Origin of the sequence: Azohydromonas lata, assembly GCF_034427735.1 — a bacterium.
Taxonomy (GTDB): Bacteria; Pseudomonadota; Gammaproteobacteria; order Burkholderiales; family Burkholderiaceae_C; genus Azohydromonas; species Azohydromonas lata.
On the sequence record NZ_JAXOJX010000024.1, the window covers coordinates 50,220 to 72,025 of the forward strand.

Genomic DNA, 21,806 nt, shown 5'->3' on the forward strand with positions numbered 1-21,806 from the left:
CGCTGCGCGGCGTGCGAGACATGTGCTGCGCTTTGCCGCGCGTCTATCGCTCAGGCGAGTGCCGGCGCATCCTGCCGTTGCTGCAACCGTCCTCGTGCTCGGCCACCAGGGCGCGCACGCGCGGGATGAGCTCGCGGCCGAAATCCACGGCATCGTCCAATGGATCGAAGCCGCGGATGAGCAGCGTGTCCACGCCCAGCTCCACGTACTTCAGCAGCGCCTGCGCCACCTGCTCCGGCGTGCCCACCAGCGCGGTGCTGTTGGAGCGCGCCGGTCTCGCGCGCCACCGCGGTCCACAGCCGCTCGTCCACCACGTCGCCGCGCTCGGCTGCGGCCAGCAGGCGTCGCGCGCCCTCGCTTTGCTGCGGGCCGCCGCGCGACCAGCCGGCCTCGGTGCGCAGCCGCCGCGTGTCGACCAGGATGCGCTTGGCGCGGTCCCAGGCCTGGCCCTCGGTCTCCGCCAGGATGGGGCGGAAGGACACCGAGAAGCGCATGCCGCGCCCATGCTGGGCAGCCTTGGCGCGCACGCGCTGCGTGAGCTCGCGCGTCCGCGCCAGCGACTCGCCCCACAGCGCGTAGGCATCCGCGTGCCTGCCCGCCACGCGCAGCGCGGCCAACCGCGCACGCGACGCGGCGCGGCATCCCTTTGAAACGCTGCGCTTCTTCGGCGTGGCCCCCGCGCAGACCGTGATCGAGATCGCGCCGGGCGGCGGCTGGTACACCAGAGATCCTGGCGACCTACCTGCGCGGCAACGGGCGGCTGTACGCGGCGCACTACCCGGCGGACGCCGCAGACCCCGGCCGGCGCCAGTCGCGCGAGCGCTTTGCCGCCAAGCTGGCCGCCGATCCGGCGGTGTACGGCGACGTGCGCCTGGGCACGCAGCCCGTGGACGCGCGCGGCTTCTTGGACATCGCGCCTGAGGGCGGCGCCGACCGCGTGCTGACCTTCCGCAACGTGCACAACTGGCTGCAGGACGGCCACCTCGACGCCTCGCTGCGCGCCTTCCGCGCCGCGCTCAAGCCCGGCGGCGTGTTGGGCATCGAGGAGCACCGTGCTCCGCCAGGGACGTCGCTGGAGCACATGAACGCCACCGGCTACGTGACCGAGGCCCTGGTGATCGAACGCGCGCAGGCCGCCGGCTTCAAATTGGCGGGGCGCAGCGAAATCAACGCCAACCCGCGCGACAGCCATGACCACCCTGACGGCGTGTGGTCGCTGCCGCCCACGCTGCGCGGCGGCGCGGTGGACCGCGAGCGTTTCCTCGCCATAGGCGAGTCCGACCGCATGACGCTCAAATTCGTCAAGCCCTGAAGGCAGACGCGGCCGCGTGGTTGCGCCGGCACCCGGCGCGGGCTCCATGCGGCCGGTTGCCGCCAAGGTGCATCCATTATCAAAACGCATTGTCGTAGATATTGATCATGCTCAAGACGCATGCCGTTCTGCACAATGCTTCGTTCCGGCCCAGCGTGGTGGACGCTACGGTGGAGGCCATGAACACCCGTCAAGTCACCCTCGTCATCGGCAACGTCAGCGAACGCTCGCGCACCAAGGCGCTGGCGCAGGCCATTGCCGACGCGCTGGCCCAGCGCCTGCCCATTCAGCTGCGCGTGCTGGAAATCCATCAGCTCGCGCCCTCCATAGGCGTGGGTACGCTCACGCAGGAGCTGCCGCCCGCGGGCCGCGCGGCCGTGCAGGCCATAGAGAACGCCGACCTCGTCATCGCCGTGACGCCGGTCTACAAGGGTTCCTACAGCGGGCTGTTCAAGCACCTGTTTGACCTGGTGCATCCCGAGGCGCTGGTGGACCGCCCGGTGCTGCTGGCCGCCAACGGCGGCAGCCCGCGCCACGCGCTGGTGGTGGACCACCAGTTGCGCCCGCTGTTCGCCTTCTTCCGCGCCTTGACCGTTCCCTCGGCCGTGTACGCCTGCGAGGGCGACTTCGACGGCTACGCCGTCGGCAGCGATGCGCTGCAGCAGCGCATCGCCGAGGCGGTGGACCAGGCCGCGCGGCTGCTGCTGTCGCGGCGCGAAGCGGCGGTGCCGCTGCGCGAAGCGGCCTGAACGCCCGACGCCTGCGCGGGCGCTGCGCCCGCCCTGCCGCGCCTGCCCGCGCTGGCGCCCTGCACTACGGCGCCCGCCTTCTCCTGCCTTTTCCTGGAGTGAAGTCCCATGTCCGATGCGCTGGCCACCCTGCCGACGGTGACCACCCCCACTGCGGCCGCCATGGCGCGAGAGCCTACCCCCGTCGCGCCGCGGCGGCGTCGGAGCCCGCGGGCACTGCGCTGGCTGTCCTGGCTGGTGCCCGCGCTGGTGCTGCTGGTGTGGGAAGCACTGGCCCGCGTGGGCTGGCTGGAGCCGCAGGTGCTGCCCGCGCCCAGCCGCGTCGCCGCCACGGCCTGGGAGCTGACGCTCCAGGGCCGGCTGCCGCATGACCTGGGCGTGAGCCTGCTGCGGGCGGCCGTGGGCTTTGTCATCGGCGGCAGCATCGGCTTCACGCTGGGCACGCTGGTGGGCTTCTCGCGGCTGGCCGAGGCGGTGCTGGACCGCAGCATCCAGATGGTGCGCGCCATCCCCTTCCTGGCCCTGCTGCCGCTGGTGATCGTGTGGTTCGGCGTGGACGAGGGGGGAAAGATCTTCCTGGTGGCGCTGGGCGTGGCCTTCCCGGTCTACATCAACACGGTGCTGGGCATACGGCAGGTGGACCCCAAGCTGCTGGAGCTGGGCCGCGTGCTGGGCCTGTCCACGCCGCGCCTGGTGCGTCGCATCGTGCTGCCTGGCGCGCTGCCCAGCGTGCTCACCGGCGTGCGCTACGCGCTGGCCACCGCCTGGCTGGCGCTGGTGGTGGCGGAGACGGTGGCCACCAGCGCCGGCATCGGCTTCCTGGCCATGGATGCGCGCGAGTTCCTGCGCACCGACGTCATCGTCCTGGCCGTGCTCATTTACGCCCTCATTGGCGTGGCGGCCGACGCCATCGCCCGCGCGCTGGAGCGCCGGCTGCTGGCCTGGCATGCCAACTATGCCGCCGACCCGCGCCCATGACGTTTCACGCGCATCCACACCCGCAAAGCACCAAGGATTGATGACATGACCCTGCCCCAACCTGTCGGCGACCCGCACCCGGCCCTCAGCGTGCACCGCCTGCGCCGCCGCTACGGCAAGCGCACCGTCATCGACGCGCTGAACCTGGAAATCGCCCGCGGCGAGTTCGTGGCGCTGCTGGGCGAGAGCGGCTGCGGCAAGACCACGCTGTTGCGCGCCGTGGCCGGGCTGGACGCCATCGACGGCGGCCGCATAGACGCTCCCAGCCGTCCGGCCGTGGTGTTCCAGGAGCACCGGCTGCTACCTTGGGAGCCGCTGTGGCGCAACGTGGCGCTGGCGCTGGACGAGGCGCCGACGTCACGCGCCCGCGCGGAAGCCGCGCTTGGCGAGGTGGGCCTGGGTGCGCGGCTCAACGACTGGCCGCGCAACCTCTCCGGCGGCCAGGCCCAGCGCGTGGCGCTGGCGCGCGCCCTGGTGCAGGAACCGGCACTGCTGCTGCTGGACGAGCCCTTTGCCGCGTTGGACGCGCTCACGCGCATCCGCATGCACGGCCTCGTGCAGGAACTCGTGGCGCGTCACCGCCCCGGCGTGCTGCTGGTCACGCACGACGTGGACGAGGCCATCGCGCTGGCCGACCGCGTGCTGGTGATGCGGCGCGGCGCGATTGCCGCCGAGCACGCGGTGCCGGCTGCGGCGCGCGCCGATCGCGCCCACCATCGGGCCGCCGCGCTGCGCCTGGCGCTGCTGGCCGAGCTGGGCGTGGCGGCCGACCTGGCTGCCTGAAGCGCCCGCCATCCGCTTCCTTCAATGCGGCCGCCGCGCGCGGCCCGCTCCATCACGACTTTCATACGCCGGGAGAACCCATGCCTGTTGAAACCCTGTCCCGTCGCCAGCTGCTGCAGGCCGGCGGCTCACTGCTGGCCGGTGCCGCGCTGCAGGCGCCGGCCTACGCGGCGCCGCGTGGCGGCCGCACCACCGACACCGTGCGCCTGTGCTGGGGCCGCGGCGGCCTCCCGCTGCTGGCCAAGCAGCGCGGCGAGTTCGAGAAGCGGCTCGCGGCCGAGGACATCAAAGTGCAATGGGTGGGGCCCTTTCCCAACCACGCGCCTTCCATGCAGGCGGTCACCGGCGGCAGCGCCGACTTCAGCTTCGGGGGCAGCACCACGCCGGCGTTGGCGGCCATCCTGGCCGGCTCGCCGCTGGTGTTCACGAACTTCCTGGTCGTCCATCCGCGCAGCACGGCCATCATCGTCAAGGACCACTCCGGCATTCGCGGCGTGAAAGACCTGGTGGGCAAGTCGGTGGCGGTGAACCGCTCCGGGTTGGGCGAATTCCTGTTGGCGGCCGCGCTGGAGAAGCACGGCGTGGATCGCACCCAGGTGCGCTTCGTGTACCTCAACCCGCCGGACGCGGCGCCGGCCTTCGCGCAGGGCAAGGTGGACGCGTGGGCGATGTGGAGCCCGGGCGTGGACATCGCCCGTGCCGAGCACAAGGGCCGCAACATCTTCTTTGAGGGTTCGGACCTGGACTTCGGCATCGACTTCAGCTCCTGGCTCACGCAGCGCAAGTTCGCGCAGGAGAACTATGACCTGGTGCGCGCCGTCAATGCCGCCTTCGCGGCCGAGGGCGCCTGGGCCAGCGCCCACCCGCGCGAGGCCGAGCTGCTCAACCAGCAGGAAGGCGGCTACAGCGACGCCGTGCGCGACACGCTCGTGGGCTACAAGCGCCGCTACGAGTTCCACGGCGTGGACGATGCCGCCTTCGTGAAGCAGTTGCAGTTCGCCGCCGACTGGCTCAGCGAGCGCCGCATCCTGCCGCAGAAGATACGGGTGGCTGACCACCTGGCGCGCGTGCTGGCATGACGGCCGCGCCGCCGCGCTACACCTCCACGCACTGGGGCGTGTACCGGCCCGTGGTGGACGGCGCAAGGCTGCGAGCCCTGGAGCCCGCGCCCTGGGACCCAGACCCCTCGCCGCTCGCCCAGTCGCTGGTGCAGGGCGTGGACGCGGCGGTGCGGGTGCGCCGCCCCGCCGCGCGCGCGTCCTGGCTGGAGGCCGCGCGCCGGGGCGAGGCAGCCGCGGCCACGCGGCGACGGGGCGACGAACCCTTCGTCGAAATCGAATGGGACGAGGCGCTGGACCTGGCCGCCACCGAGCTGCAGCGCGTGCGCCGTACCCACGGCAACGCAGCCATTTATGGCGGCAGCTACGGCTGGTCCAGCGCCGGGCGCTTTCACCATGCACAAAGCCAGTTGCACCGCTTTCTCAACGGCCTGGGCGGCTACACCGCCAGCGTGGACACCTACAGCCTGGGTGCGGGCCGGGTATTGATGCCGCACGTCGTGGCCGACATGGACACGCTGCTGGCCCAGCACACCTCGTGGGACGAGATCGCGCGGCACGGCAGCCTGTTCGTCGCCTTCGGCGGCCTGCCGCTGCGCAATGCGCAGGTGAGCCCCGGCGGCGCCGGCGAGCACCAGTTGCGCGGCGCGCTGCAGCGGCTGCGCGCCGCGGGGGTGCGCTTCATCAACGTCAGCCCGCTGCGCTCGGACCTAGAAGGCGTGGATGCGCAATGGCTGCCGATGCGTCCCGGCGGCGACGCCGCGCTGATGCTGGCGCTGGCCCAAGTCTGGCTCACCGAGGGTTTGCACGACCGCGCCTTCCTGGACAGCCATTGCATGGGTTTCGAGGCTTTCGCGCGCCACCTGTGCGGCGAGGACGACGGCGTGCCCAAGACGCCGGCCTGGGCCGAGGCGCGCACCGACGTGCCGGCTAACACCATCGTGGCGCTGGCGCGGCGCATGGCCGCGCAGCGCACGTTGATCAACTGCGCCTACGCCTTGCAGCGCGCGCGCCATGGCGAGCAGCCCTTCTGGCTCACGGTGGTGCTGGCGGCGATGCTGGGCCAGGTCGGCCTGCCCGGCGGCGGCTTCGGCCTGGGCTACGGATGCATGAACAACACGGGCAGCGGCCGCGCACCCTTCTCCGGGCCGCGGCTGCCGCAGGGCAGCAACGCGGTGCAGGCGTTCATCCCGGTCGCGCGCCTGGCCGACATGCTGCTGCACCCGGGTGAGCGCTTTCACTACAACGGCCGCAGCCTGCGCTACCCCGACATCCGGCTGGTGTACTGGGCCGGCGGCAATCCCTTCCATCACCACCAGCAACTGGGCCGGCTGCGCCGGGCCTGGCAGCGGCCGGAAACCATCGTGGTGCAGGACCCGTTCTGGACCAGCACCGCGCGCCATGCCGACCTGGTGCTGCCGGCCACCACGGCGCTGGAGCGCGAGGACATCGGCAGCGCCGCCAGCGACCGCTGGATGGTGGCCATGCGCGCGGCCATGCCGCCCGTGGGCCAGGCGCGGGACGACCACGCCATCTTCGCGGCCCTGGCGGCGCGGCTGGGTTTCGAAGCCAAGTTCACCGAGGGCCGCACGCCGAGGCAGTGGCTGGAGCACCTGTACGACGCCTCGCGGGAGCGAGCCCAGGCGCATGGGCTGGCGCTGCCACCATTCGAGCAGTTCTGGTCGGATGGCCTGGTGGAGCTGCCGCGGCCCGCGCGGCCGGTGGTGCTGCTGTCGGACTTCCGCGCCGACCCGGTCAACTGCCCGCTTCCCACACCCAGCGGACGCATAGAGATCACGTCCGCCACCATCGCGAATTACGCCGGGGGAGGCGGGCACCCGCGCTGGCACGAACCGGAGGCCTCGCCCTGGCCGCTGCAGTTGCTGTCGTGCCAACCGGCAACGCGGCTGCACAGCCAGTACGACCATGGCGCGGTGAGCCAGGCATCGAAAATCCAGGGCCGGGAGCCGCTGACCATCAGCCCCCGGGACGCCGCAGCACGCGGCATCACCGACGGCGACCTCGTGCGAGTGTGGAACGAGCACGGCGCCTTCCTGGCCGGCGCCCGGGTCAGCGGCGACATCCGCCCGGGCGTGCTGCAGATCGCCACCGGCGCCTGGTTCGACCCCTGGGACGACGCGCCCGGCGCCGATTCGGTGCTGTGCCGCCACGGCAACCCCAACACGGTCACGCCGGACGTGGGCAGCTCGGCGCTCAGTCAGGGCTGTTCGGCGCAGACGGCTCGGGTGGACGTGGAGCGTTGGACCGGCCCCGTGCCGCGCCTGCGCGTGATGGAACCCCCGTTAGGCGTGGCCGCTGTCCCATGAACGGGTTTCGCGTATCTGACCTGTTCAGTCATCGTCTGGTGGATCGGCGCGGTTGGTACGTTTCGACTCGCTGCCCCAGGCGCCACCATCCCACGGCCCCCGCAGCAACAAAAAGGCGATGAGCAGCGCGAGCCCTCCAATGATCCAGAACATCGGGTCGGAGCGGTCCATGGCGTTCACACCGGCGGCCGCCACACGCCCAGGTCGGCCAAGTGCACCTTGCGCGGCAGCACGCTTTCGTCGGTGAAGGCGTCGGCAATGCGCTGCAAGTCGGCCAGGCCGTCGGCGTCCACGGGCTGCACTTGATAGCTGCGCCGGGCGTTGGCGGCGGCCACCGTGGCGGCGTCCAGGCCGACCAATGGTGCGTGCCACTGCGCCGCAGGGTCCGGATTGCGCTTGATCCACACACCCGCGCGCAGCAGCTCGGTGTAGACCACGGCTAGCACATCGCCGCGGCGCTGCGCGAAGGCGCTGCTGGCCAGATAGAAGCGGCGGTAGTCTGACAGGCCCACGCTCTCGCTCAGTACCCGCGCGCCGGCCTGGCGCTGCACTGCAGCCAGGAATGGGTCCCAGATGGCCCAGGCTGCAATGTCGCCTCGCTCGAAGGCCGCACGCGCGTCGGCCGGGTTGAGGAAGGCCGGCTCGATGTCGCGCATGGACAGCCCCGCGCGCTTGAGCGCGGCCAGCACCAGGTAATGCGTGCCCGCGCCCTTGGCAAAGCCCACCTCGCGGCCCTTGAGCTGTGCGACGCGTGTGATGCCCGCATCGGCACGCACCACCAGCGCCTGTGCCTGTGGCGAGGGCGACTCGGCGGCCCAGCAGCTCAGCCGCGCGCCGGCAGCCAGCACGAAAGGCGGCACCGCGTCGGCCACGTCGGAACTCACGTCCACGGCGCCGACGTTGAGCGCCTCCAGCAGCGGCAGCCCCGAAGTGAACTCGCGCCAGCTCACGTCTACGTTCAGCGGGCCCAGCGCTGTTTCCAGCGTGCCACGGCTCTTGAGCCAGATCATCAATGTGGACGACTTCTGGTACCCGATGCGCAGCTGCTCAGGGGCGGCGCGCACGCGGGCAGGCCAGACGGCGGGCAGCGCCAATGCGCTGGCAATGACATGGCGGCGGTTGGGCATGGTCCAAGTTCAATCTGGGGCTTGCCTTGACCATAGGCGCCTGACCGGGCAACGTGAACGACGCATTGCGCTCATGCTCATACAGCCCGCGCACAAGCGGCTGTTGGCAGCCCTTGCCGGTACTCGGCGCTGGCAACGCGAGCGAAGCCTTATCAGTCGGCGAGGGCCACCACTGATCCATGGTCACCGCCAGGATGCGATGCAACACCGCACGGATCGAATGTTCAACAGCGGATGTCGTGGTCATGATGGCCGCCTCCAAAGCCTCTCTGCTTGCATATCTGGTTGATGCGCACGCAAGCACGATAGGCCTGCATGACACCCGGCCCAACGAAGGATCGCGTAGATGCATATGGCTCGCAGCTGGCTTGTCGGTGCCTCAAGCGTCGAGCGCATATGGACAAACCGTTTGATTCGTTGGCCGTCAGAGATCCCGCACCTACCTTGCGGCCATGACTTCAACATCTCCGGCCATCAACTACGGCCACCCCGACATCGCAACCCGCCGTCACCATGCGGTTTCTGCATTCCTGCAGTCCGTGCAGAGCCTTGCGCCTGCGGAGTACAGCGCCAGCCCGGCGCAACTGCAAGAGATTGCCAATGCGCTGGAGCGCCTGGGCCTGCAGCGCGAGTTGTTCCCGCATGAGCACTTTCCCGTGTCGGCAGAAAGGCCGGCCCAGGTCTACCGTCTGGCCGAGGACCGCAACGGACAGTATGCGCTGTACGTCTCAGCGGGCTTGCCGGGCAAGGCTCAACCCCCTCACGACCACACTACCTGGGCTGTCATTGCAGGCATCGCGGGCACCGAGCGCAACGTGTTCTACCAACGGGAGCGCACCGGTGACCCGGGGCAAGACCGCCTGTACCCGGCACGCAGCATCGACGTCGTTGCAGGCCGCTCGGTCACCCTCACGCCCAGCGACGTGCACACCATCGAGCTGGTCGGCAAGGAAACCGGCCTGCACCTGCACTTCTACGGGCTCGCGCTGGAGCGGCTGACCAAGCGCGTGGCCTTCGACAGCCGCGAAGGCGGCAGCTACCGTACCTTTGCGCCACCGGCGTCCATCCGGCATGCCGCCATCTCGCCACAGGCGCTCAAGGCAGCCCTGCACGACGGCCAGGAGATCACGGTGCTGGACGTGCGCGAGACCGGCGTGTTCGCGCGCGGCCACCTGCTGTTTGCCGCGTCCGCGCCGCTGTGGCGGCTGCAGGTGCTCATCGACCGGCTGGTGCCGCGCCGCGATACCCGTGTCGTGCTGGTGGATGCCGACGAGACGCTGGCTCACGATGCGGCAGCCAAGCTGGTGCGGTTGGGCTGGCGCAACGTTTCCGTGCTCACGGGCGGGACCGAAGGCTGGGCCGCCGCGGGCTTCGAGCTCTTCAGCGGCACCAATGTGCCCAGCAAGGCGTTCGGCGAGGCGATAGAGCATCAGAAACACACGCCTTGGATTTCGGCGGACGACTTGCACGAGCGCGTCACCCGTGGCGACAAGCTGGTGGTGGTGGACAGTCGAACGGCTGAAGAATTCGCGGACTTCAGCCTGCCCTTCGCGCACAGCTTGCCCGGTGCCGAACTGGTCTACCGCATCCAGGAGCTGGCACCCGACCCGGACACGCTGGTGGTGGTCAACTGTGCCGGGCGGACCCGCAGCATCGTTGGCGCCCAAACGCTGATCGACGCCGGCATCCCGAACCGCGTGGTTTCGCTGAAGGACGGCACCATGGCTTGGCTGCTGGCAGGACACGAGCTCGCACACGGCCGCGACGCCTCGCTACCCACCCCCGGGGAAGCGAGCCTCGCGGCGGCACGCGCGCGCGCCGAGACAGTGGCCGCCCGCGCCGGTGTCCGACGCATCAGCGCCACGGAACTGGAGCGCTTCGAGGCCGAGGCGCCGTTGCGCACTCTCTACCGTTTCGACGTGCGCACGCGCCAGGAATACGAGGCCGGCCACCTCCCGGGCTGGCGCTGGACGCCGGGCGGGCAGCTGGTGCAGGCCACTGACGAATACCTGGCCACGCGAGGCGCCCGCGTGGTGCTCTACGACGCCGATGGCGTGCGCGCCCTCACCACCGCAGCGTGGCTGGCGCAACTTGGCACACATGAGGTGTTCGTCCATGCACCGCCCGCCAATGCCGACGTGGTGACCGGCCCGGAGCCCGTACGTGTGCTCGACCTGCACAGCCCAGCATCCCGGCTGTGGCCGCGCCAGGCCGCGGAACTTCTGCAAGCCGGTCGCGCCAGCGTCTTCGACATCGAGCGGCGCGCCGCTTTCGAGAAACGCCATGTCGCAGGCGCCCGCTTCGCGGTTCCTGATCGGCTGGCTGCCCTGGTTGCCGAGCTGCCTGCGGACCACATGGTGATCCTGACGTCGCCGGACGGCGTACTGGCGCACAGCGTCGCGGCCGAGCTGGCCGCGCGCACGGGCCGCGACGTGCGCAGCCTGCTCGGCGGCACACAGGGCTGGGCCAGCGCCGGGCTGCCCACCGCCGCCGGCGCGGCCGGCGTGCTCACCGGCGAGGAGGACCACTGGTTCAGCCCCTACCAGCATGCCGACGTGGAGGCCCGCAACGCCGGATTCCGCCAGTACCTCGACTGGGAGGTGGGGCTGGTGGCCCAACTGCAGCGCGAAGGCGAGACCGGCTTTCGTCTGATCTCGAAGGAGCGCGCATGAGCTTCGGCACTTGGCATTCACGCCGTCCCCTGCATAAGCGCCACTTCCTCAAGGCGGCCGCCGCGGTGCTGGCTGCCGGCATGGTGGCCGGATCGCCGGCGCTGTGGGCATCGCAGCCGGCGTCCGCCGCTCACGACGCCACGGGCTATCCATCGCGCCCTGTGCGCATCATCGTCCCGGTAGCGGCCGGCGGCAGCGCCGACAAGCTTACGCGGCTGGTCGCGGAACGCCTGACCGCGCTTTGGGGGCAGACCGTGGTGGTCGAGAACGTGGCCGGCGCCAGCGGCACCATAGGCGCCGCCCGCGTGGCCAAGGCACCGGCCGACGGCTACACGCTGATGCAGCAGGGCGAAGGCATCACGCTCAACGCCATCCTGTTCAACCAGTTGCCGTATCGCACCGACGAGGCCTTCACGCCCATCATCAAAGCGGTGGTGAACCCACAAATCCTGGTGGTCAATCCCGGCACGGGCATCCGCAGCTTCGCCGATTACCTGGCCCGCGCCAAGGCGCAGCCGGGGACACTGACACTGGCTCTGCCCGGCAACGGCGGCATCGCCCACGTGGCCCACGAACTGCTGGCTCAGCAGACCGGTGCACAAGTCAACTACATTCCTTACTCCGGCGGCGGGCCGGCCACGCTGGACGTGTTGGCCGGGCACGCCAATGCCACGCTGATCACGCTGGCCGCCGTCACTGACCATGTGCGCTCAGGCAAGTTGCGCGCGCTGGCAGTGACCACACCCTACCGCTCGCAGGCGCTGCCCACCGTGCCGACCATGGCCGAGGCCGGCTTGCCTGGCTTTGCCGTGGAAAGCTGGCAAGGCTTCTTCGCGCCGGCCGGCACGCCCCCAGGCATCGTCGAGAAGATCAACCGCGACATCCAGACCGTGTTGAGCATGCCTGAAGTGCATGCGCGGCTGGAGGAGATGGGCTTCAAAGTGGCCGGCGGCAGCGCCGCGGACCTGGCGGCAAGCCTGAAGGCGGAGCGCCCCCGCTACGCCCGGGCCATCCAGACCGCCGGCATCACGCTGCGATAGCTGCGGTTACGCGGCCCGCCGGCGCTTGTGACGCTGGCATGCCCGTGGCCCACCGGATTGGTCCGGCCCCCGGTATCAGCCGGTAAGCGACAGGGGGGCTTCAGGCTTGTAGCCGGCGGGCCGCGGCGTCCCGGCGCGTCGCACCTTCGCGCAACAGCGGCAGCAGCGCCCGGCCATACTCGGCGGCGTCAGTGCGCGGGTCGAAGCCGCGGAACAGGAAGTTGGTGATGCCCAGGTCGTAATACGCCAGCAGCGCTTCGCTCACCTGCTCCGGCGTGCCGACAAGGGCGGTGGTGTTCCCGGGCGCATTGGTGGCGTTGGCCACGCCCATGAACAGCCGCTCGTCAAGCACCTCGCCCTGCGCAGCCTGCGCCAGCAGGCGCCGCGATCCCTCGTTCTCCGGCCGCAGCGATGCCGTGTGCCCACCAAAGACCTTGCTCTTCGGACTCCACAGGCCGACCTCGCGGGTCTGCTCGGCAATCTCGCGGGCACGGCGCCAGGCCTCGGCTTCGGTGTCCGCGACGATGGTGCGTATCGAAATGCTGAAGCCCGGATCACGCCCAAGCGGGCGCGCCAGCGCGCGCACCCTGGCAATGAGCTCAGCGGCGCCGGCCAGCGTCTCGCCCCACAGGGCGTAGAGGTCCGCATGCCGCGCGGCCACGTTCAGCGCGGGCTCGGAAGCCCCGCCGAACGAGATGGGGATGGCGGGCTTTTGCAGCGGCTTGAGCTCGCTGAAAGCATCGGCTACGCGGTAGTGGGTGCCGGCATGGTCAATCGGCTGCGGGCTGGTCCAGATGCGGCGCACGATGTCCAGGAACTCGTCGGTGCGTGCGTAGCGCTCGTCATGGGCAAGATAGTCGCCGTCGCGCTGCTGCTCGGCGTCCCGGCCGCCCGTTATCACGTGCAGCCGCAGGCGGCCCGCCGTGAAGTGGTCCAGCGTGGCCAGCTTGCGCGCCGCGAGCGTAGGGGCAATGAACCCCGGCCGGTGCGCGAGCAGGAACTTCAGCGACGTCGTCACACCCGCGGCCCGCGCGGCGGTGAGGAAGTTGTCGGCCCAACCGGCGTTGTGCGGCAGCAGCACGCCATCGAAGCCGGCGTCCTCATGCGCGCGCGCGGTGTGCTCGATGTGCGCAACGTCGAAAGCCTGGCCCTGAGCCGGAATCACTTCGGAGAACAGCCGGGGATAGAGGGTGCCGTAGAGTTCGATGGCCATGGTGTTGCGTGGTTGGGGATGATGCGGAAACGCACGTCAGGCGCGGATGTTGGCGAGCTGGATCACGCGGTTGTTGACTGCAATCTCGGACTTCAGCAGTGCGGTGATCTGCGCCGGTGCCAGCGGTGCGATCTCGACGCCCAGCCCCTTGAGCTCCTCAACCACGACGCTGTCGCGAGCGACCTCGGCGAAGGCCCGCACCAGTTGGTCGACCACCGCGGACGGCGTGCGCGCGGGCACCGCGGCGAGGTAGAAGTTGGTGGCTTCCCAGTTGGGCAGCCCGGCCGCGTCGATGGCGGGCACGCCGGGCAGGTCAGGCGAGGACGTCGCTCCCGAGTAGGCCAGCGCGCGCAGCTTGCCTGCACGCACGTGCTGGGCCGCCAGCGGATCGAGCACGAGCTGTACCCGGCCGGCCACCGCATCGGTCAGCGCCAAGGCTGAACCGCGGTAGGGCACGTGCACGATGTCGATGCCGGTACGCTGGCGCAGGTATTCGCCCGCAATGTGCCCGCCGGTGCCGTTGCCTGCTGTGCCGTAGTTGAGCGTGCCGGGATGCGCCTTGGCGTAGGCGATGAACTCGCGCAGGGTCCGCGCCGGCACATCCGGATGCACGGCGAACACGAAGCGCACATGGCCCAGGAAGCCCACGGCCACCAAGTCCTTGAGCGGGTCGTAAGGCGCGCCAATCACCTGCGGCGCAGATGTCAAGTTGCCGCTGGAGGCGTTGAGCACGGTGTACCCGTCGGCTACGCTCTGCACCACCGACTGCGTTCCCAGCGTGCCGCCGGCACCGCCACGGTTCTCCACCGTCACAGGCTGGCCCAGCAGCGACGTGAGCCGCTTGCCCACGATGCGCGCCACCAGGTCGTTGGTGCCCCCGGGGGGATAAGGCGACACCAGCCGCAGTGGCTGTGCTGGCCATCCGCCCGCCGGTGACGCCCATGCGGCATGCGGCAGCACGGCAGTGGACACGGTGGCGGCAGCCCGAGCCAGCCAGCGCCGACGGGAAAAAGTTGACATGGCACACGTTCCGGTTCTGCGCCACGGGTACTCGTGCAGCCCGCGGCTATGGCGGCACCCGCGATGTCCGAATGCCAGGGCCCGCCGATTCTTCAAGCCCCCCGCGTTCCGGAGAACGAATGATTGCGCATGGACAAATGCGCTGAACATGCATACCGCGCATGTTGATCTGCCAGCAGGCGCACATGCTTATGCGCGACGCTTCGTAGCCGGACCAAGGTCCGCCCCTTAGGGTGCTGGCCCTCAAGCACCGTCACCTTCATTGCCCGCATGCCCACCATCACCCCCGACATCGGCGAGTCCGACCACTTCCCTCACGCCCGCGCTTCGACGCCTGAAGTTCCGGCAGTGGATGCGACATCGTTGCAGCGATGGCTGCACGACGGCACCGAGATCGCACTGCTCGACGTGCGCGAGCACGGCCAATATGGCGAGGGCCACCCGTTCCTGGCGGTGTCCACGCCCTACAGCCGCCTGGAGCTGGACGTGCCCCGCCTGGTGCCCCGCTTGACCACTCGGATGGTGCTTCTGGATGACGCGGCGTCGGCTGGCGTGGCCGCACGTGCGGCGCACCGGCTCCGCGACCTGGGCTACACCCAGGTCTGGACGCTGGCCGGCGGCGCGCAAGCATGGACTGCCAGTGGGCGCTCCCTGTTCCAGGGCCAGAACCTGCCTTCCAAGACTTTCGGCGAGCAGGTCGAGCAGGTCTTCGACGTGCCGCACATGGATGCACGGGCGCTGAACGCCCGGCTGGCAGCCGGCGAGGCGCTGGTGCTGCTCGACGGCAGGACGCTGCAGGAGCACCGCAAGATGACCATTCCCGGCGCGGTACCGCTACCCAATGGCGAGTTGGCGCTGCGCTGGCGCAGCGTGGTGGCCGACGACCAAACACCGATCGTCGTGCACTGCGCGGGCCGTACCCGAAGCATCGTGGGTGCGCAAATCCTGCGTGAGCTGGGTGTGCCCAACCCGGTATATGCCCTGGAGAACGGCACTCAGGGCTGGGCACTGGCCGGGCTCGATCTCGAACGCGGCAGCCCGCGGACCTTGCCTCGGGCACCGAATCCGGCGCAAAGGGACGCCGAGCAGCGGCAGGCACGCGCCCTGGCAGCCCGCACCGGCGTACCCGAACTCAGCGCCACGCAGGCCCAGCTCTGGCTTGACGACAGGCAGCGCACCACCTTCGTCTTCGACGTGCGCACCGCCGAGGAATTCGCCGCCGGCAGCCTGCCCGGCGCCTTGCACGCGCCTGGCGGGCAGTTGCTGCAGACCACGGACCAGCATGTGGGCGTACGCGGTGCACGCATGCTGCTGCTCGATGACGACGGCATCCGCGCCGCCGTGGTCGCCGCCTGGCTGCGGCGCCTGGGCCACGAGGCGGCAACGGTCAGTGGCGGCATCGGCGCGTCGCTTCGCATAAGACCCGCGGCCACCGCACCTTTGCCGGATGCACCCGCGGAGATCGGGTTCGAAGAACTGAACTCGTGGCGGGTGTCCGGGCGTACATGGCCCTTGCTGGTGGACCTGCGGGCTTCGTCCCAGTACCGGCAAGGGCATACCGTCGGTTCGATATGGTCCATCCGTCCACGACTCCTGGATCACTTGGGCCAAGCCTTTGCCGGCACGCAGCAGCGGCCTCTGTGGCTGGTGGCTGACGATGTGGCCATCGCCCCCCTGGCTGCGCAGGACTTGCGCGAAGCCGGCTGGCAAGCGCTGGCTTGGACACGCGCCGGCGCCCTGGCCGATGCAGGCTGGCCACAGGAAAGCACGCCACAGCAGCCAACGGACGCCGAGTCCATCGACTACCTGTTCTTCGTGCACGACCGCCACGACGGCAACCTCGACGCTGCGCGCCGTTACCTGCAATGGGAAACCGGCCTGGTCGCCCAGTGCGCACCAGACGAGCTGGCCGCGTTCCGCCTGGAACTCTAACGCCGCGCATATTCATGTGTCGAATCATTCTTTGTCTGCATGATCAGCGGCACGGACACTGAAGGCATACCAACCTTGGCAATGCCAGACCCCGCACAATGAGATCACGCTCCCCGTTCAGCCTGCCGTCACGTCCACGCGCCCTCGTGGTGCTCGGCCTGAGCACTCTCGTGGGCCTGGCGTCCTCAGCGGCCTACGCCGATGCCACGCTCGACAAGATCCGCCAGCAGCGCAAGGTGGTCATTGGGGTGCTCGCCAGCGGGGGGCCCTTTGGTGCCATCGACCCGGCCACGCAGCAGTTGGTAGGCTGGAATCCCGAGCTGGCACGAGACTTGGCCAAGCGCCTGGGCGCAGAACCTGAACTGGTGCAAGTGCAACCGTCCAACCGCGTGCAGTTCCTGCAGTCGGGCAAGGTGGACCTGCTCATTGCCTCGATGGAGTACAACCCCGACCGCGGCGAGATACTGGGCTACGCGCCGACGCCCTTCTATCGCGTTGGTGGCACCGCCGCTGCGCTGAAGACCAGCGGCATCACCAACTGGGAAGACCTGCGCGGCAAGACCGTCTGTGCATCGCAGGGCAGCAGCTTCGTCAAGCCGTTGCAGGAGCAGTACGGCGCCCAGGTGCGCGGCTTCAAGAGCGCGGCCGAGTCGCTTCTGGCACTGCGCGGAGGCGCCTGCGTGGCCGCGGTGCACGACGCCACGCTGATACACCCGCTGCTGCGCCAGCAGTCCGAATGGGCGAGCCACCACGCGCCCATTGCCACCGAAATACTGCCTGCGGTGTCGGTGGTCTGGACGCGCAAGGGCGAAGACGACACCATCGCCGCCGTCGATCGCGTGGTGCAGGAATGGCATCGCAGTGGCTGGCTGCTCGCCACCGAGAAGCGGCTGGGCATCTCTCCGGCCCAGCCGTTGCTCGCCGAATTGCACGCCCGCTACAAGTCCGCCCCCTGACCCAGGCGCGGCCCGCCGCGCCTGACGATGCCTTGCCATGGCCCGCGCCGTTGCGTTTGCACCGGCGTGATGCCGCCACACGCGCCTGCCTGTACGCCATGCTCCGTAAAGCCCTATCCCTCCTTCCGCTGGCTGCCCTGGCCAGCCTCACGATGTCCGGCACGGCCCACGCCGATGCGACGCTGGGCAAGATCAAGCAGCGCGGCGTGCTTGCCGTGGGCATTGACGGTGCAAGTCCGCCTTTCGGCAGTCTCGATGCAGCCACTGGCCGGACAGGCGGCTACCAGACGGAGCTGGCAGCCGATCTTGCCAAGCGCCTGGGCGTGCAACTGGAGGCCGTGACGGTCACGCCCTCTACCCGGGTGCAGTTCCTGCAAGCCGGCAAGGTGGACCTGCTCGTGGCCAACATGCAGTGGACCCAGGAGCGCAGCGAGATCCTGAGCTTCGCGCCCACGCCCTACGACCTGGTGGGCGGTGCGGCCGTGGTCGCCAAGGCCAGCGGCATCAAGCGCTGGGAAGACTTGCGCGGCAAGGTGGCCTGCGTCTCGCAGGGCAGCAACTTCGCCAAGCCGCTGCAGGAGACCTACGGCGCCATCGTCAAGGGGCTCAAGGGCATTCCGGAATCGCTGTTGGCGCTCAAGGGCGGCAGTTGCACGGCCTCGGTTCATGTCCAGCCGGCCTTGCATTACACCTTGAACGGCCCAAGCGCGGCCGAGTGGAAAGCGTACACGCTGGCCACCGAGGACCAGCTGATCCCGTCACCCACCGTGGTGTGGATGCGCCGTGGCGAGGCTGACACGCAGGCCTTTGTCGACAAGGCGGTGCAGGACTGGCACCGCATGGGCTTCCTGCTGTCCACGGCACGCAAGCACGGCGTGCCCGATGAATACATCACCTCCCGCAACCAGCGCGCGCAACGGGGCCAGTTCGACCGTGCGCCCTTCGACTTCGCAGTCCATGCAGATGCCCGCAAGCCGTAAGGAGCGCTCTCCCATGACGCAAGCATCGGCCTCCCCAGGGCTCAAGTTGTCGCAGCGCGCGCAGCGGGTGACGCTGTCGCCCAACGCCGCGGCTGGTGCCCGCGCTGCCGCGCTCGCCGCGCAGGGCCGCGATGTGATCGCGCTCAACGCCGGCGAGCCGGACTTCGATACGCCCGAAACCATCAAGCAGGCAGCCGTGGCTGCACTGCAGCGTGGCGAGACCAAGTACACCAGCACCCAGGGCACGGCCGCACTGCGTCAGGCCGTGGTGCGCAAGTACGAGCGCGAGCAGGGGCTAGGCTACGTCCCGCAGGAGATCATCGTTTCCAACGGCGGCAAGCAGGTGATTTTCACGGCCTTCGCCGCCACGCTGGACGCGGGCGACGAGGTGGTGCTGCCCGCACCTTACTGGCCGTCGTTCCCGGACATGGTCAAGGTCAACGACGGCGTCCCCGTCATCGTGCCCTGCGGCAAGGACGACGGCTTCAAGCTCAGCGCGCAGGCGCTGGAGAGCGCGATCACGCCGCGTACCCGCTGGCTGGTGCTCAACACGCCGAGCAACCCGACCGGCGCGCTGTACGGCCCGGTGGAGCTGGCAGCGCTTGCGGCCGTGCTGCGCCGCCATCCGCACGTCTGGATACTGCTGGACGAGCTGTACGAACACATCTGGTTCACGGCCGAGGCGCCGCTGCACTGGCTGCACGTGGCGCCTGACCTGCGTGAGCGCACGCTGCTGGTCAACGGCGCTTCCAAGACCTATGCGATGACCGGCTGGCGCATCGGCTGGGGCGCGGGTCCGGCTGCCCTGGTCGAGGCCATGACGGCCATCCAGTCGCAAGTGTCCTCCGGCAGCAATTCGATTGCGCAGGCTGCCGTTGCCGCGGCACTGGAGGCGCCGGACCAGTCCTTCGTCACGCAGGCCCGCGCGGCGTATGCGCGCCGCGCAGCGCTGGTGACGCAAGCCATCAATGCCATCGACGGCCTGTCGGTACTGCCCTTGCAGGGGTCGTTCTTCGCCTATGTGCATTGCGCCGCCTTGATCGGCCGCATGCGCCCGGATGGGCGCGTCATTGCCACCGACACTGACGTGGTGGATTGGCTGCTGGAAGCCGAGGGCGTGGCCGTGGTGGCCGGCGGTGCCTACGGCCTATCGCCCTACTTCCGGCTCTCCGCCGCGGCCAGCGAGGCCCGGCTTGAAGAAGCCGTGCGCCGCATCGCCAGGGCGGTGGCGGCGCTGCGCCTGCCGGAGCGTGCACCGGACCTCCTCGAGGCCACGCCATGAGCGGCGAGTGGCTTGCCGAGGTGGTGCAGACGCTGCAGGGCCTGGGGTTGAACTATGCGTTCGTGCTCAACCCTGGCGAGCGAGGCGCCTTCATCCGTGGCATGGGCGTGACGCTGCAGTTGTGCCTGCTGACGGTGCCGTGCAGCCTGCTGGCCGGCGTGGTGCTGGCCGCGCTGCTCACGTCCGGCCGCCCCTGGCTGGAGCGGCCTGCCCGCGCGCTCGTGGAAGTGACCCGCAATACGCCAACCCTGGTACAGCTGTACTGCGCCTTCCTGGTCGTCAACATGCTGATCACGCAGCGGTTCCAGTTGCATGGGCAGACCAACCCGCTCACACCGTTCGTCTGGGTGGTGGTGGTAGTGTCGCTGCACAAGGGCGTGTTCCATGCGGAGGCGCTGCGAGCCGGCATCGAGGCGGTGCCGCGCACGACGCTGGAGGCGGCGCGCTCGCTGGGCTTCTCGCGCCGACAGTTGCTGCTGCAGGTGGAGCTGCCGCTGGCGTTGCGCTTTGCGTTGCCATCGCTGGTGAACAACCTGGTGGACCTGGTGAAGATGACCGCGGTGGCCTCTGCCATTGCCGTGGGCGACGTGACCTACGAGTCCATCATGATCTGGAGCCAGCGCGACAACGTGCTGGAGCTGCTGCTGCTGATCCTGCTCTGGTTCGGCCTGCTGACCTGGGGCGTGAGCGTCCTGGGGCGCCGCCTGGAAGCGCACTTGAGGATGCCCGGCTATGGCCAATGACTTCATCGTCCCGGCCGCCGCTGCGCGTACCGCGCGCCCTGTGGCCCATCCACACCAGGTCCGCCCCTGGCAGGTTTGCGCGGTGGCCTTGGCACTGCTGGTGGCGTACTGGCAGCTCACCGGCACTACCCCGCAGGCGCTGCTGCACCTGGCGCACTGGGCGCCGACGCTGGGCCGGGGCATGCTGGCCAACATCGGTATCAGCGTGCTGGCCATGGCGCTGGGCACCGTGGCCGGGCTGGTACTGGGCGCGCTGGCGCTGTCGCCGTTGGCACCGGTGCGTGCGCTGGTGCGAGGCTACGTGCAGGTGTTTCGCAACGCGCCGCTGCTGGTGCTGATTTATTTCACCACCTACGTTTTCCCGTTCGAGCTGCGCGTGGGCGGCGTGGCGGTGCCCTTCCCCGACTGGCTCAAGGTGGTGCTGGGCCTGGCGCTGCCGGCCAGCGCGCACGTCGCCGAGATCTTCCGCGGCGCCATCCAGTCCATTCCAAGTGCGCAATGGGAAGCGGCGCAGTCACTGGCCCTGCGCCGAAGCCAGATCTACCGCCTGATCGTGCTGCCGCAGTGCGTGCGGCGCATGCTGCCGCCCTGGATGAACCTGTACGCCAGCATCACGATGAGCACGTCACTGGCCTCGCTGGTGGGCACGCACGACGTGGTCGATGCGGCCCAGATCGCCAGCAACACCGTCGCCCGCACCGACTTCACCATCCTGGTGTACGGCACGCTTCTGGCGGTGTTCTTCGCCTACTGCTATCCCATTGCCCGCACTACCCGCGCCCTGGAGCGCCGCCATGAACGCCACTGAGTCCTTCATCAAAACGTCAAAACCTGTGGTGGTGTCCACTGCGCCGCTGGTGCAGTTGCGCGACGTGCACCTGGCCTTTGGCGCTACCGACGTCCTGCGGGGCATCGACGTCGAAGTCCACCGTGGTCAGGCGGTGAGCATCATTGGCCCCTCGGGGTCGGGCAAGTCCACCATCCTGCGCTGCATCACAGGGCTGCTGCGGCCACAACGTGGTGACATCCGCGTGGGCGACACGGCGGTGCACACGCTGCGCGGCGAGGTCGAACTCATCGCGCTGCGCCGGCGCGTGGGCTTCGTGTTCCAGCAGTACAACCTCTTCCCGCACTTGACGGTGCTGCAGAACCTGGTGATCGCGCCCACCCGCGTGGCCGGCCGTTCAAAGACCGAAGCCGAGCAGGACGCGCGCAGCTTGCTCGAGAAGGTCAAGCTCGCGCACCGGGCCGATGCCTATCCCGGTGAGCTCTCCGGCGGCCAGCAGCAGCGCGTGGCCATCGCCCGGGCGCTGGCCATGCGGCCGCAATTGATCCTGTTCGACGAGGTGACCTCCGCCCTGGACCCGGAAACCGTCGGTGACGTGCTCACCGTGATCCGCGAACTCGTGCGCGAAGGCATGACGTGCGTCCTGGTCACGCACGAGATGCGCTTTGCCGAGGAGGTGAGCGACCACGTGTACTTCACCGAGGCCGGCCGCATCGTAGAGCACGGCCCGCCGGCCGAGCTGTTCAACCGGCCACGGCACGAGCGCACGCGCAGCTTCCTGCAGCGCACCCTGGGCACCGCTGCTGCCGCGCTACGCGTCCCGGCCTCCTCCTTCTGACCCCACCTT

At 69.6% G+C, this 21,806-nt stretch carries 19 protein-coding genes and 1 pseudogene; 15 read left to right on the forward strand and 5 right to left on the reverse strand.

Features of this window, described 5'->3' with window-relative positions; all coding sequences use genetic code 11:
- Positions 1 to 43 precede the first annotated feature (43 nt).
- A pseudogene (locus tag SM757_RS15465) lies at positions 44 to 614 on the reverse strand (LLM class flavin-dependent oxidoreductase); the annotation flags it as partial.
- A 239-nt stretch (positions 615 to 853) separates the two neighbouring features.
- Here SM757_RS15465 and SM757_RS15470 point away from each other — a divergent pair.
- The 6 genes from SM757_RS15470 to SM757_RS15495 all read left to right on the forward strand — a co-directional run bounded on the left by SM757_RS15470 (position 854) and on the right by SM757_RS15495 (position 7,207).
- Complete coding sequence (locus SM757_RS15470) at positions 854 to 1,312, forward strand: class I SAM-dependent methyltransferase (RefSeq protein ID WP_322466155.1); 459 nt, start codon at positions 854 to 856, stop codon at positions 1,310 to 1,312.
- 179 nt (positions 1,313 to 1,491) lie between these two features.
- Entirely contained in the window at positions 1,492 to 2,061 is a 570-nt protein-coding gene (msuE, locus tag SM757_RS15475; RefSeq protein WP_322466156.1) for an FMN reductase, read from the forward strand.
- A 162-nt stretch (positions 2,062 to 2,223) separates the two neighbouring features.
- Positions 2,224 to 3,039, forward strand: coding sequence for an ABC transporter permease subunit (locus tag SM757_RS15480; RefSeq protein ID WP_322466196.1), 816 nt, complete (start codon positions 2,224 to 2,226; stop codon positions 3,037 to 3,039).
- Positions 3,040 to 3,084: 45 nt separating this feature from the next.
- Entirely contained in the window at positions 3,085 to 3,822 is a 738-nt protein-coding gene (locus tag SM757_RS15485) for an ABC transporter ATP-binding protein (protein WP_322466157.1), read from the forward strand.
- A gap of 80 nt (positions 3,823 to 3,902) precedes the next feature.
- A complete protein-coding gene (locus tag SM757_RS15490) occupies positions 3,903 to 4,901 on the forward strand; it encodes an NrtA/SsuA/CpmA family ABC transporter substrate-binding protein (RefSeq protein WP_322466158.1) in 999 nt (332 codons plus the stop codon).
- Positions 4,898 to 7,207 (forward strand): molybdopterin-dependent oxidoreductase, encoded by a 2,310-nt coding sequence (locus SM757_RS15495; protein WP_322466159.1) that lies wholly within the window; start codon positions 4,898 to 4,900, stop codon positions 7,205 to 7,207. The genes SM757_RS15490 and SM757_RS15495 overlap by 4 nt, the downstream gene beginning before the upstream one ends.
- A 24-nt stretch (positions 7,208 to 7,231) precedes the next feature.
- Here SM757_RS15495 and SM757_RS15500 read toward each other — a convergent pair whose 3' ends face one another.
- Positions 7,232 to 7,378, reverse strand: a complete 147-nt coding sequence (locus SM757_RS15500) for a hypothetical protein (RefSeq protein ID WP_322466160.1) — start codon at positions 7,376 to 7,378, stop codon at positions 7,232 to 7,234.
- A gap of 5 nt (positions 7,379 to 7,383) precedes the next feature.
- Entirely contained in the window at positions 7,384 to 8,334 is a 951-nt protein-coding gene (locus SM757_RS15505) for an aliphatic sulfonate ABC transporter substrate-binding protein (RefSeq protein WP_322466161.1), read from the reverse strand.
- A gap of 452 nt (positions 8,335 to 8,786) precedes the next feature.
- Here SM757_RS15505 and SM757_RS15510 point away from each other — a divergent pair, with 452 nt between their 5' ends.
- A complete protein-coding gene (locus SM757_RS15510; protein WP_322466162.1) occupies positions 8,787 to 11,006 on the forward strand; it encodes a rhodanese-like domain-containing protein in 2,220 nt (739 codons plus the stop codon).
- A gap of 80 nt (positions 11,007 to 11,086) precedes the next feature.
- Positions 11,087 to 12,046 (forward strand): tripartite tricarboxylate transporter substrate binding protein, encoded by a 960-nt coding sequence (locus SM757_RS15515; RefSeq protein WP_322466197.1) that lies wholly within the window; start codon positions 11,087 to 11,089, stop codon positions 12,044 to 12,046.
- A 100-nt stretch (positions 12,047 to 12,146) separates the two neighbouring features.
- On the opposite strand, the gene SM757_RS15520 is transcribed toward SM757_RS15515, so the two are convergent.
- Both SM757_RS15520 and SM757_RS15525 read right to left on the reverse strand, forming a co-directional pair.
- Complete coding sequence (locus SM757_RS15520; protein WP_322466163.1) at positions 12,147 to 13,259, reverse strand: LLM class flavin-dependent oxidoreductase; 1,113 nt, start codon at positions 13,257 to 13,259, stop codon at positions 12,147 to 12,149.
- A 36-nt stretch (positions 13,260 to 13,295) separates the two neighbouring features.
- A complete protein-coding gene (locus tag SM757_RS15525) occupies positions 13,296 to 14,279 on the reverse strand; it encodes a Bug family tripartite tricarboxylate transporter substrate binding protein (protein WP_322466164.1) in 984 nt (327 codons plus the stop codon).
- A gap of 270 nt (positions 14,280 to 14,549) precedes the next feature.
- Between SM757_RS15525 and SM757_RS15530 the strand changes: the two genes are divergently transcribed.
- The 7 genes from SM757_RS15530 to SM757_RS15560 all read left to right on the forward strand — a co-directional run bounded on the left by SM757_RS15530 (position 14,550) and on the right by SM757_RS15560 (position 21,797).
- Positions 14,550 to 16,211 (forward strand): rhodanese-like domain-containing protein, encoded by a 1,662-nt coding sequence (locus SM757_RS15530; protein ID WP_322466165.1) that lies wholly within the window; start codon positions 14,550 to 14,552, stop codon positions 16,209 to 16,211.
- Between the two features lie 98 nt (positions 16,212 to 16,309).
- Positions 16,310 to 17,167: a transporter substrate-binding domain-containing protein gene (locus SM757_RS15535; RefSeq protein WP_322466166.1), complete on the forward strand. Its 858-nt coding sequence runs from the start codon at positions 16,310 to 16,312 to the stop codon at positions 17,165 to 17,167.
- A gap of 98 nt (positions 17,168 to 17,265) precedes the next feature.
- Entirely contained in the window at positions 17,266 to 18,147 is an 882-nt protein-coding gene (locus tag SM757_RS15540) for a transporter substrate-binding domain-containing protein (RefSeq protein ID WP_322466167.1), read from the forward strand.
- Between the two features lie 13 nt (positions 18,148 to 18,160).
- A complete protein-coding gene (locus tag SM757_RS15545) occupies positions 18,161 to 19,429 on the forward strand; it encodes an aminotransferase class I/II-fold pyridoxal phosphate-dependent enzyme (protein WP_322466168.1) in 1,269 nt (422 codons plus the stop codon).
- Positions 19,426 to 20,172 carry an amino acid ABC transporter permease gene (locus tag SM757_RS15550; RefSeq protein WP_322466169.1) on the forward strand — a complete coding sequence of 249 codons (747 nt, stop codon included), beginning with the start codon at positions 19,426 to 19,428 and terminating at the stop codon, positions 20,170 to 20,172. Before SM757_RS15545 ends, SM757_RS15550 begins: the two co-directional genes overlap by 4 nt.
- Positions 20,162 to 20,980 (forward strand): amino acid ABC transporter permease, encoded by an 819-nt coding sequence (locus SM757_RS15555; RefSeq protein WP_322466170.1) that lies wholly within the window; start codon positions 20,162 to 20,164, stop codon positions 20,978 to 20,980. Before SM757_RS15550 ends, SM757_RS15555 begins: the two co-directional genes overlap by 11 nt.
- Positions 20,967 to 21,797, forward strand: coding sequence for an amino acid ABC transporter ATP-binding protein (locus tag SM757_RS15560; protein WP_322466171.1), 831 nt, complete (start codon positions 20,967 to 20,969; stop codon positions 21,795 to 21,797). The genes SM757_RS15555 and SM757_RS15560 overlap by 14 nt, the downstream gene beginning before the upstream one ends.
- Positions 21,798 to 21,806 lie beyond the last annotated feature (9 nt).